Annotated in this window: 12 protein-coding genes and 1 pseudogene; all 13 read right to left on the reverse strand. The window is 50.6% G+C overall.

The genetic code is table 11. From position 1 onward, the window contains the following. Nucleotides 1-3 precede the first annotated feature (3 nt). Nucleotides 4-999, reverse strand: a complete 996-nt coding sequence (locus ACESOH_RS00935) for a RodZ domain-containing protein (RefSeq protein WP_373099076.1) — start codon at nucleotides 997-999, stop codon at nucleotides 4-6. Between the two features lie 133 nt (nucleotides 1,000-1,132). Further along, on the reverse strand, nucleotides 1,133-1,696 hold the full coding sequence (gene pilW, locus ACESOH_RS00940) for a type IV pilus biogenesis/stability protein PilW (RefSeq protein WP_373099078.1): 564 nt from the start codon (nucleotides 1,694-1,696) through the stop codon (nucleotides 1,133-1,135). A 24-nt stretch (nucleotides 1,697-1,720) separates the two neighbouring features. Next, entirely contained in the window at nucleotides 1,721-2,839 is a 1,119-nt protein-coding gene (rlmN, locus tag ACESOH_RS00945) for a dual-specificity RNA methyltransferase RlmN (protein WP_373099080.1), read from the reverse strand. Nucleotides 2,840-3,048: 209 nt separating this feature from the next. Continuing rightward, nucleotides 3,049-4,089, reverse strand: a pseudogene (locus ACESOH_RS00950) (AI-2E family transporter); the annotation flags it as partial. Nucleotides 4,090-4,092: 3 nt separating this feature from the next. After that, nucleotides 4,093-4,431, reverse strand: coding sequence for a nitrogen regulatory protein P-II (glnB, locus tag ACESOH_RS00955; RefSeq protein ID WP_373099846.1), 339 nt, complete (start codon nucleotides 4,429-4,431; stop codon nucleotides 4,093-4,095). A gap of 63 nt (nucleotides 4,432-4,494) precedes the next feature. Further along, a complete protein-coding gene (mog, locus tag ACESOH_RS00960) occupies nucleotides 4,495-5,073 on the reverse strand; it encodes a molybdopterin adenylyltransferase (protein WP_373099083.1) in 579 nt (192 codons plus the stop codon). 75 nt (nucleotides 5,074-5,148) lie between these two features. Further along, entirely contained in the window at nucleotides 5,149-7,008 is a 1,860-nt protein-coding gene (locus tag ACESOH_RS00965) for an SLC13 family permease (protein WP_032092622.1), read from the reverse strand. A gap of 50 nt (nucleotides 7,009-7,058) precedes the next feature. Then, nucleotides 7,059-7,652 carry a ribonuclease HII gene (rnhB, locus tag ACESOH_RS00970; protein ID WP_373099084.1) on the reverse strand — a complete coding sequence of 198 codons (594 nt, stop codon included), beginning with the start codon at nucleotides 7,650-7,652 and terminating at the stop codon, nucleotides 7,059-7,061. A gap of 3 nt (nucleotides 7,653-7,655) precedes the next feature. Continuing rightward, complete coding sequence (lpxB, locus tag ACESOH_RS00975) at nucleotides 7,656-8,822, reverse strand: lipid-A-disaccharide synthase (protein ID WP_373099086.1); 1,167 nt, start codon at nucleotides 8,820-8,822, stop codon at nucleotides 7,656-7,658. A gap of 74 nt (nucleotides 8,823-8,896) precedes the next feature. Next, complete coding sequence (lpxA, locus tag ACESOH_RS00980) at nucleotides 8,897-9,685, reverse strand: acyl-ACP--UDP-N-acetylglucosamine O-acyltransferase (protein WP_373099088.1); 789 nt, start codon at nucleotides 9,683-9,685, stop codon at nucleotides 8,897-8,899. 9 nt (nucleotides 9,686-9,694) lie between these two features. Next, entirely contained in the window at nucleotides 9,695-10,147 is a 453-nt protein-coding gene (gene fabZ / locus ACESOH_RS00985; RefSeq protein ID WP_032092506.1) for a 3-hydroxyacyl-ACP dehydratase FabZ, read from the reverse strand. A 131-nt stretch (nucleotides 10,148-10,278) separates the two neighbouring features. Then, the gene (lpxD, locus tag ACESOH_RS00990) at nucleotides 10,279-11,301 is read right to left on the reverse strand and encodes a UDP-3-O-(3-hydroxymyristoyl)glucosamine N-acyltransferase (RefSeq protein ID WP_373099089.1); all 1,023 of its coding nucleotides are present in this window, start codon (nucleotides 11,299-11,301) and stop codon (nucleotides 10,279-10,281) included. Nucleotides 11,302-11,303: 2 nt separating this feature from the next. Further along, nucleotides 11,304-11,885: an OmpH/Skp family outer membrane protein gene (locus ACESOH_RS00995; protein ID WP_040975992.1), complete on the reverse strand. Its 582-nt coding sequence runs from the start codon at nucleotides 11,883-11,885 to the stop codon at nucleotides 11,304-11,306. Nucleotides 11,886-11,920: the final 35 nt, after the last annotated feature.

An 11,920-nucleotide genomic window follows, 5' to 3' on the forward strand; every position in this document is an offset into this window, starting at 1 on the left:
TGCCTATTGCAATTTAAATTTCGCGACGCGACCGTCAACGGTTAACGGATAAAGCTCGCCTTTATAGGTGATTTTCACATTGCCCGGTGCACCGATAATCAGGGCATAAGGCGCGCCTTCATTAAAGCGGAGCACTTCACCCTGCTTATATTCTTTTTGCGCCAATACTTTGCGGTTGCCGTCTTTAACGCTGATCCAGCAATTCGGCCCGGTGATTTCAATTTGCAGCTCGGCGTTTGCCGTTGCCGAAACAGCGGAATTTTCCACCGCACTTTGCGCCTCATTCCCCGGCGTTTCACCGGCGCCGGTCGCGTTGATTTTATTCATTTCCGATTGCAGGGTTTGCGCCGATGTTCCCGCCGTGCTTTGCGGCTCCTGCGGCGAAAGGCTGTTCATGTTCCCATCGGTCGCCGCGTTAACGGCAGGCGGTGCAATCGGCTCGACCGCCACTGGCGCGCTGACTGCCGCGGCAGTTGTCTCCGGTGCTTGTTTTGCATCAGAAGTCGGCGTTTCACTGAGCGCCGGAGAAGCCGAATTTTCAACATAATGCTGCACCAGATGATCGCGCTCCGCATTGGATTTCTGATAATTTTCCCACCACCACATGGCGGTCATGCCGGTCAAAATCAGGATCACGATGACCGTAATATAGCCGACCCAGTGATTGTGCGAAGAATACTGATTCACCGCACGGGTCGCCCGCGCGTTTTTGCCCAAATCGTTATGCGTGGTTTCGCTGAGCGAAGTCACGGTGCCCAGCCAGTCCTGTTCCGGTAAACGCAGAAATTTCGCATAGTTTTTCACATAGCCTTTCATAAAAGTGGACGGGATCGACTTATGCGTAAATTCATTATTTTCAAGACATTGTAAAATTGAAGGACGTAAATTAATTTTTTCGGACACCTCTTCCAAAGAAAGGTTAAGAGCCTCTCTGGCTTGGCGAAAACGTTCGCCGAGGCTGAGTTCCGAATGTTCCTGACGGTGGGTTGGCGCGGTCATATGGGTTCTTCTTTAGTGTCTGATTTGAGTTAAAATTCAAATGCTAAAGTTTAAAGTCGCAGGGCATAATTTGCAACCGTTATTGTCGTGATCCGGCAAAAACCTGTTATTACAACCGGCAATGCGGCGCAATTTAACGCGGAGGCGTTGGTCCCGAAAGCGCCTGCAACGCCTCCGCCCGGGCGGGAGAAAGTTTCCCCAATAAAGCCAGATATTGCCGATAAAGTGCGGTGTTATTTTCCGATAATGCGCACAGCGCGATATTTTCGTAGGTATCGGCCTGATGATAGTAATCCGGCGTGTTCAGGGCGTGCTGAAACTGGGTATAAGCCTGTTCGAATTTGCCTTGCGAGCATAAAAACGTACCATAATTATTATACACATCACCCTGCTTTTTATCCGCCTTAATGGCGGATAAGTAGGCGCGTTCGGCTTGCGCCACATCGCCCTGCCGCTGATAATAATACGCCAGTGCGGCATGTACCAGATAATAATCCGGCGCATAAGAGAAAGCTTTATCGAAATTCAGCTTGGCCTGCGTCGGATTTTGCCGGTTCAGATAGCCCAGCCCCAATTCAACCCGCGCTTTGGCCGCCTGCTGTTTATCGAAATCCGCCGGCGCGGGCGATTGCACGCTGCACGCCGACAACATCAGAGAGAAAACCAAGAGAAATAAACGGTTGAATGTCGGTAGCATGTTCCTCTCCTTTTGCCGTCAACGCTATTGCACCTGAACGGCGTCAATCGGCGCGCCGAAACGTTTTTTCTGTGCCGTGCGTTTGGTACGGTCAATCACCTCTCCCGCCAGCTGACCGCACGCCGCGTCAATATCATCCCCGCGGGTTTTACGCACGATAACGGTAAAGCCATATTCCATCAGGGTTTTCTGGAAACGGTCGATACGCGTATTGGAGCTTTTCGCATAAGGCGCCTGCGGGAACGGATTCCACGGAATCAGATTGATTTTACAAGGCGTATTTTTCAGCACCGACGCCAGCTGGTGAGCATGTTCGATACCGTCATTAACATGATCCAGCATCACATATTCGATAGTGACTTTGCCGTGGTTGGCGTTGGATACGCTTAAATAACGATTAACCGATTCCATCAGCATTTTAATATTGTATTTTTTATTAATCGGCACGATCTCGTTACGCAGTTCATCGTTCGGCGCGTGCAGCGAAATCGCCAGCGCCACATCAATCGCCTCATGCAGTTTATCCAGCGCCGGCACCACGCCGGAGGTGGATAAGGTTACGCGGCGTTTCGACAGTCCGTAAGCGAAATCGTCCAGCATAATTTCCATCGCCGGCACCACATTCGCCACGTTCAGCAGCGGCTCGCCCATGCCCATCATCACCACATTGGTAATCGGACGCACACCGGTTAAGCCGAAATTACCGATAATTTTCGATGCCCGCCACACCTGACCGATAATTTCCGAGACCGTCAGATTGCGGTTAAATCCCTGTTGTGCGGTAGAACAGAAAGTACAGGCCAGCGCGCAGCCGACCTGCGAGGACACACACAGCGTGGCGCGATCCGCCTCCGGAATATACACCGTTTCCACCTGTTGATCGCCTACCTGCATCGCCCATTTAATCGTGCCGTCGGCCGAGCGTTGTTCCACCGCCACTTGCGGCGCGCGAATTTCCGCTACCGCTTTCAGCTTCTCGCGCAGGGGTTTGTTGATATTGGTCATATTATCGAAGTTATCTTCACCAAAATGGTAAATCCACTTCACTAATTGATCGGCGCGGAACGGTTTTTCGCCCAGCGCTTTAAAAAACTCGCGCATTTGCCGGCGGGTTAAATTCATTAAATTGATTTTTTCTGACATACTGTGCCTCGTTATTACACCTTGCGGCAATCTAAAAACAGGCAGCGATTGTACTGATTTCACCCCAATTAATCTAGCAGTTTTACGCCGTGATACAAAACAAAAGAAAAAACCACCGCACTTTTTTGCGATCCCGATCGTAATAATCACAGAAAGTGCGGTGATTTTTTTGTCCGTTTTTCTTATTTATCCGGCATTTCCTGTGCGCAGAACTGTTTTACATCTCCCAGCAATAAGGCATATTTGATCGTTGCCGGACTGGCTTCCAGCGCAATTTTCAGCACCATGGTCAACGGCACGGACAAAAACATGCCGACCGTGCCGAGCAGCCAGCCCCAGAATAACAGGGACAAAAACACCACCAGCGTGGACAACCCCAGTGTGCGCCCCATCATTTTCGGCTCCAGCATATTGCCCATTACCATATTGATGGCGATCACCCCGGCGGTTACGCTAAAGCCCGTGACAAAACCGTTCAGCAGAAAGGCCTGCAGGATAATCGGTATCGCGGCGATAATCGAACCGATATTCGGAATATAGTTGAGTAAAAAACTTAACGTCGCCCATAGCACGGCATATTGCACGCCGGTGATTTTCAGCAGTACGAAAACCAGCAGCCCGGTGGCCAGACTGACCAGCGTTTTCACTCCCAAATAGGTAATCACGCCCTGTAAAATCCGATCAATATACACGCTGTGCTGATTATCCTGATTTTCTGCACTGAACACTAACGCTAGTTTGCGTTTTGCCATCGGCGCTTCCAGCAGCATAAACACCACCACCAGAAACAACACAAAAACATTGGTGACCACGCCGGAAAAACTCAATAAAAAGTTACTGACGAAATTCATCAGCACGCTCGGATCAAAATGCTCCATCACCTGTTCGCGCGAAATGCCGAAAGACAGGTGAAAACGCCCGGCCAGCGCGGTGATATCCGCCAGACGCTGCGATAACAGATCCTTATACTGCGGTATGGAACGGGTAAATTCCTGCGCGGTACTGTTAATTAAGCCGATCAGAAAGAAAAAGATGATCAGAATCATCACAAATAACGCGCCGATTGCCAGCCAGTGCGGCACCTTGCGCGCGGTCATAAAATTGATAATCGGCGAACAGATAATGGCGATAAACAGTGACAGCAGAAACGGAACCGCAATTTCACTGGCGGATTTTACGCCGGCTAAAATAATCACCAGCGCGGCAATCCCCACCAGCAGCCTCAGTAATGTCGAATGCGTCTTGTCCATCGTTTAAACCGCTTCCTCGTTTTCTTCGCCGGTACGGATGCGGATCACCCGTTCCACGTCATAAATAAAAATTTTACCGTCACCGATTTTACCGGTCTGCGCGGTATCGATAATCGCCTCGATACATTGTTCCGTCAGTTCATCGGGGATCACGATTTCCATTTTGACTTTCGGCAGAAAATCCACCATATATTCCGCCCCGCGGTACAATTCGGTATGCCCTTTCTGGCGACCGAAACCGCGCACTTCGGTCACTGTCATGCCGGTAATGCCGATATCCGACAATGCCTCACGCACATCGTCCAGTTTGAACGGTTTGATAATCGCTTCGATTTTTTTCATCATAAAACTCCTCGCTTTTGTACCGCACTTTTTGCTTTGCCGCCGACACGGTTTCGGCCGCCGCTAACGTCGGGCGGATTTGGGTCTGAAACTTTCGATCACCGCGGCATTGGTGTCAATATAAATGCCGTCGATCAATTGTAAGCAATAGGGTACCGCGGCGAAGATCCCGCGCACCAGCACGTTGCCCTGCTCATCTTTCACCCCTTCCAGCGTTTCCTGAATCGCTTTCGGTTGTCCCGGCAGATTCAGAATCAGGCTGTTTTTACGGATAACGCCCACCTGACGGGATAAAATCGCGGTCGGCACAAAATGCAAACTCACCTGCCGCATCTGTTCGCCAAAGCCCGGCATTTCCCGATCCGCCACCGCTAAGGTCGCATCCGGCGTCACATCCCGTTTGGCAGGCCCGGTGCCGCCGGTCGTCAGCACCAGATGGCAGTGATGAACATCCACTAACTCGCATAACGTCCGTTCAATTATCTCCCGTTCATCCGGGATCAAACGGGTTTCCAGCGTAAAAGGCGCACTCAGCGCCCGTTCCAGCCAAGTTTGCAGAGCCGGGAGTCCTTGATCCTGATAAACACCTTGCGAGGCGCGATCAGAAACGGACACCAAGCCGATTTTTAAAAGTGCGGTCATTTTTTTCCTTATTTCTTAACGTTAAACATGATTTTCAGCCCTTCGCTTGCCATCTTTCTGGTGAATGCCGCGTTCTCAGAACGGGAATAACACTGGAACGAGGAAGATAGTCACCAGCATCACTAAAATCGTAAACGGCACGCCGACCTTAACAAAATCGCTGAATTTATAATTTGCCGGCCCCAGCACCATGGTATTGACCGGTGAGGAAATCGGCGTCATAAAGGCGGCGGAGGCGGCAACCGCAACGGTCATCGCAAAAGGCACCGGCGACAGATTCAAATGCTGCGCCATGGTGATGGCAATCGGCGCCATTAAAATCGCCGTCGCGGTATTCGAAATAAACAATCCGATCACGGCGGATAAAATAAACAGGCTGATTAAAATCCAGTGCTTACCCATTTCGCCGACGGTATTGATCATAAAATCCACAATCAAGTCTATGCCGCCGGTTTTCTGCAAGGCAATAGAAAACGGCATCATCCCGACAATCAGAATCAGGCTTGACCAATGAATCGAGCCGTAGGCGCTTTTGGCATCCACACAGCGGAATTTCGCCAGCAGCAGGCAGGCGATCAGCGCGGCGACCACATTCGGCACCACGCCGCTGACCATCAGCACCACCATCACAAAAATCGAGAATAATGCATGCGGCGCCTGACTTTGCGCCGGCACCGCACGTTCGATTTCCGCCGGGTAATCCAGCACAAAGAAGCTTTTCGTCTTATTGCGCATATCGCGGATCAGTTTCCAGGCGCCGATCACCAGCAACAAATCCCCGGCTTTCAGCGGCTCTTCCACTAAATTGCCGGTTAAAATTTCGTTATTGCGCTTAATGCCCACCACATTTAAGCCATAGCGGGAACGAAAACGCACTTCCGCGACGCTGCGGGTTAAATAATCGCTGTCGGGAATCGGCGTAACTTCAACCATGCCCATGGATTTCGATTGCTGGCTGAAATCATAACCGCGGATTTCCGCCGGTTCCAAATTGTGCTGACGACAGAATTCATCCAAATCCAGCTCCGGATTACTGATGTCGATTAATAAAATATCTTTTTCTTTGACTTCTTCTTTACCGAGGGAAGACAGCAGAAACACCGGGCGGAAACGTTTCCAGCGTTCAATCGCCAGCACATTGAGCCCGTAATTGGAACGCAAATGCAGCTCTTCCAGCGGCTGACCGATAAAATCCGAACCGGCGCGCACCACAAAGCGCTTCGTCCGCGCCTGCAAATTATATTCATCAATCAGTTCACGAATGGAACGCCGGCCAGCGGATTGATTGCGTTCATCCTCCGCACCGCCCAGCCAGTTGCGCGCGATCAGCATATACACAATGCCCATGATCAATACCACCAGACCGATAGGCGTAAACGAAAAGAAACTCAAACGCTCGCCCGTAGCCCGGATTAACTCGGCGTTCACCACCAGATTGGGCGGCGTGGCGATCAACGTCATCATGCCGCTGATAAGCCCGGCAAAACTGAGCGGCATCATCAAACGCCGCGCCGAAATATTCATTTTCTGGCAAATCACCAGCACCACCGGAATAAAAATCGCCACCACACCGGTAGAGCTCATAAAGGCGCCGAGGCCGGCCACCGCCAGCATCAATAAAATCAGCACGCGGGTTTCGCTGTTTTTCGACATTCTCAGCAGCCATTCGCTCACCTGATAGGCAATCCCGGTGCGCACCAGCCCTTCACCGACAATAAACAATAACGCAATCAGAATAATATTCGGATCACTGAACCCCGCCAATACTTCCTGCGTGGTGAGAATTCCGCTCAGACTGAATGCCAGCATCACCAGCAAGGCGATCACATCCATGCGGATTTTATTGCGTACAAATAAAACTATCGCAACGACAAGAAATGAAACCACCCAAAACAGAGGATCTGAAAATATCGTTTCCCGCCAATGTGCAAACAGTTCCGCCACCCTAACCTCCTTTTTGCTTTAATTTTATATCCGATGTTTGATTATACTTGTTCTAACAGTTTTCTGACAGGAGAAAAACTGCGCCGGTGCTGCGCCAAAGGGCCGAATTGCGCCAGTTTTTGCAAATGCAGTTTGGTCGGATAACCTTTATGCTGCGCAAAGGCATATTGCGGATACAAGCGATCCAGCGCCTGCATTTCCCGATCTCTTGCCACTTTGGCCAGAATTGAGGCGGCGCTGATTTCCGCCACCAGACGGTCGCCTTTCACCACCGCCCGCGTCGGTATATCCAATTGCGGCGTGCGGTTGCCGTCCACCAGCACAAAGTGCGGTTGAATTTTCAGCTGTTTTACCGCGCGTTGCATCGCAAGCATGGTGGCATGCAGAATATTGAGGCGATCGATTTCTTCCGCCTCGGCACGCCCCAGCGCCCAAGCCCGCGCTTTTTGTTTGATTTCCGCCTCCAGCAGCAAACGCTTTTTCTCCGATAAGGCTTTACTGTCGGCCAATCCCTCAATCGGATTATGCGGATCTAAAATGACCGCCGCGGTCACTACAGCGCCGACCAACGGCCCGCGCCCCACTTCATCCACGCCGGCGATGAGTTCATAATCAGGATAAATAAATGCGCTCATCGGCTATGCCTCCAACAAATCAATGACGGCCTGTGCGGCCTGTTTGTCCGCATCGCACTGAATTAATTGATGCAACGCGGTAAAACGCTGAATTAAATGATGCCGGTTTTGCACCGCACTTTCCGTTGTCGCCAGATAAGGCGACAGCGCCGCCGCCAGTTTTTCCGCGCTGCAATCCTGCTGAATCAGCTCCGGCACCAGCATTTCATCGGCCAGCAGATTCGGCAATGAAATATACCGGCTTTTTACCAGCCGTTTTGCCAGAAAATAGGTCAGCGGTTTCATGCGATAGCCCACCACCATCGGTGATTTACACAGCATACATTCCAGCGCCGCCGTGCCGGACGCCAATAAGGTCGCCTCGGCGGCTATCATCGCCTGACGGGCGTTGCCGTCCAGCAGCATAACCGCCAGCTCCGGCGCCACGCGGGCTTTAATCTGCTCAAACTGCTGACGGCGTTTATCATTAATCAGCGGTACTAAAAAATGGACATCCGGATAACTTTGCTGCAGCAATTGTGCGGCGCGCAAAAAAGGTTCGCTTAAAAATTCCACTTCGGCGCGACGGCTGCCGGGCAGCAGCGCAACATAACGCCGCTGCGGATCCAAACCCAATACCCGACAGGCCTCGGCACGATTCGGCTTCAGCGCAATCGCATCCGCCATGGTATGCCCGATAAAACGGCAAGGCACGTTAAAACGGTCATAAAAGGCTTTTTCAAAGGGCAAAAACGCCAGCACCAGATCCGTGGCTTTGGCAATTTTATGAATGCGTTTCTGGCGCCATGCCCATACCGACGGGCTGACATAATGCACGGTGCGGATGCCGGCGGCTTTGAGTTTTAACTCGATATCCAGATTAAAATCCGGCGCATCAATACCGATAAAAATATCCGGTTTCTGCGCCAGCATGGTATCGATTACCTGCCGGCGGATTTGCAGCAAACGGGGCAAATGTTTCACCACTTCCGCCAGCCCCATTACTGCGATCTCGTCCATATCCACCAACGTTTCGGCGCCTTCTTCCTGCATGTGTTTACCGGCGATCCCGATAAAACGCGCGTTCGGATAACGGATTTTCAGACTGCGGATCAAACCGGCGCCGAGAATATCGCCGGATACCTCGCCGGCGACCAGTGCGATAAGCGGTTGCTTAGTGATTGCTTGCATGGGTAAATTCCATAAAAAATAACCGCACTTTATGTTCCCAAAGTGCGGTTAAAAAATTAAACGTTTTGTGATCCTTAACGGATAATACCGCGCGTCGAGCGTTTGAAGAAATCCAGAAAGAAACTGATCGATGCTTCAGTCTGAGCATATTGTTCGATTTGCGGCATCGCTTCTTCTAAGGTTTTGCCGCTGCGGTAAATCAGTTTATACACGTTGCGGATCGCATGCAGCGCCGGTTTATCAAAACCGCGGCGTTTCAATCCTTCGATATTCACGCCGAAAGGCTGCGCATGGTTGCCCTGCGCCATGACATAAGGCGGCACATCCTGACTGACCATGGAGCCGCCGCCCAGCATAACGTGAGCGCCGATGATCACAAACTGGTGAATCGCCGACATGCCGCCGACCACAACAAAATCATCCAGTTCCACATGGCCGGCCAGCGTCGCGTTATTGGCCAGAATACAGCGGTTTTTGATTTGGCAGTCATGGGCGATGTGGGCGTTGATCATAAACAGGTTGTCGTCGCCCACCCGGGTCACGCCGCCGCCCTGTACGGTACCGCGATGAATGGTGACGCTTTCGCGGATGCGGTTACGGTTGCCGATCAAAGTTTTGGTCGGTTCGCCCTGATATTTCAAATCCTGATTAACTTCGCCGATACTGGCAAACTGAAAAATCTGATTGTCTTCACCGATTCGGGTGACGCCTTTTACCACGACATGTGAATGCAATACGGTTCCCTTACCGATTTCAACTTCCGAACTGATAATACAAAAAGGTCCGATAACCACGTTTTCACCGATCTTAGCCCCGTCCTCGACAATTGAAGTGGGATGAATTTTCGCACTTGGGTGGATCATTTTCGCTCCTTATCTGCGGGCACACATTAATTTTGCTTCACAGGCGATCTCGCCGTTTACCGTCGCCACGCCGGTAAATGCCGTTACCCCGCGACGTTCTTTAATCACCGTCACATTCAACTCCATTTGGTCTCCCGGCAATACCGGGCGTTTAAAGCGCGCTTCATCAATACCTGCAAAATAGAATAATTCTCCGCCTTTCAGCTCGTGCGTTTTGAACGCCAGAATCCCCATTGCCTGCGCCAGCGCTTCAAGGATCAACACACCGGGTAAAATCGGCTCGGCCGGAAAATGGCCGGTAAAACAGGGTTCGTTCACACTTATATTTTTTACTGCCTTAAGCCATTTCCCTTCTTCAAAATCCATAACACGGTCAACCAGTAAGAACGGATAACGATGCGGAAGCAAAGTCATAATCTCTTTTGCTTCAATAATTCTGCCTGCAGTATGTTCAGTTGTCACAATAACACCTTTCTTAAATAGAAAAATAATGAGAGAGTAAATCGGGTGAATTATACGATAATTAACAAATTAATACAAAATATCGCCGCGACAACAAAAAACCTTCTTGTTGTCACAAGAAGGTTTTTTAGTCAGCCCAGTTTTTTCTCAACCGCTTTCAGACGTTTATTCATTTTATCAATGTCCAGCGTTAAGGCCGCGGTTTTACGCCACGCTTTATTCGGCTGCAATGGAATGCCGGAAGAATACACTCCCGGTTCGGTAATCGGACGCATCACCATCCCCATGCCGGTAACGGTGACTTTGTCGCAGATTTCCATATGTCCGTTGAGCACGCTGGCGCCGCCAATCAGACAATAGCGGCCGACCTTCAGGCTGCCCGCCATAATCACCCCGCCGGCAACGGCCGTACCGGTGCCGATATGCACGTTATGCGCGATCTGACACAGATTGTCGATGATCACATTATCTTCGATCACCGTCGCATCCAGCGCGCCGCGATCGATACAGGTACAGGCGCCGATCTCCACATGATTGCCGATAATCACCGTGCCGGTCTGCGGAATTTTAATCCAGCGTCCGCGATCATTGGCATAACCGAAACCATCGGCACCGATCACCGCACCGGATTGAATCAGACAATGCCGTCCGATTTGCACCTCATGATAAACGCTGGCATTGGCCCAAAGCTGTGTGCCGCGACCGATGCGGGCATTTTTACCGACAAAACACCCCGCCCCGATGATCACATCGTCTTCCAGCACGACGCCCGCTTCAATCACGCTGTTGGCGCCCACGCAAACATTTTTGCCTAAACTGGCGGCGGGTGAAATTACCGCGCTCGGCGCAATGTCGGTCGCCGCTTTCGGCGTCGTGTCCATATATTGAGCTAAAACGGCATATGCCACATAAGGATCTTTGACAATCAACAGATTGCTGTGCGCGGCACAAAATTCGACGTCGCTTTCGCTGACAATCAGAATGCCGGCCTGAGATTGAGATAACAGTTCGCGGAATTTCACATTGGAAATAAACGTCAGCTGTTTTTCGCCCGCTTTATCCAGCGGCGCAATACTTTCCACAACGACATCGGCGTTACCGCGAACGGTAGCGCCGATTTGTTCCGCCAATTCCTTAAGAGAATATGCGCGCATTATTATTTAGCCTGTGCCGGTGCCGGAATGGCTTTTAACACCTCTTCGGTGATATTTTTGCCGTCGGCGGTATAAATCGCGGCTTTTTCATCAAGCACGGCGGTATAGTTTTTCGCTTTCGCCACTTCGGTCGCCGCGGTCTGAATGTCGCTCAGCAATTTCTGCTGAATCGCCATTTCTTTTTTCTGGCCGTCTTCGCGGAATTTCGCGACATTTTTCTGATGTTCATCCACTAAGGCTTTAAATTCTCCGTCGCGTTTCGCCGCTAATTTGGAAATTTCGTCCTGACGTTTTTTGATATCCGCCTGACGCAGTTTCGGCGCGTCTTTTTCCAATGCTTTCACTTTGCCGTCGATTTCTTTTTCAAAGGCAGCTTTCTTTTCCTGTAACGATTTTTCGACCGCTTGCAGTTTTTCCGCCGGTGCTTTGAATTCGTCATCTAACTTCTGTAATTCGATTTTACGCGCCGGGTGGTTGGCAAATAAATAATCCACATTGATAAATGCGATATTATCTTCGGCCATCGCCGCTGTGCTGAACGCTAACGCTAAAGAAAGTGCGGTTAATTTTACTGCTTTTTTCATTTTTATTTTCCTTAAAATAAAATAGGGTTAATTAA

This window comes from Necropsobacter rosorum, from assembly GCF_964241405.1.
GTDB classification, from domain to species: domain Bacteria; phylum Pseudomonadota; class Gammaproteobacteria; order Enterobacterales; family Pasteurellaceae; genus Necropsobacter; species Necropsobacter rosorum.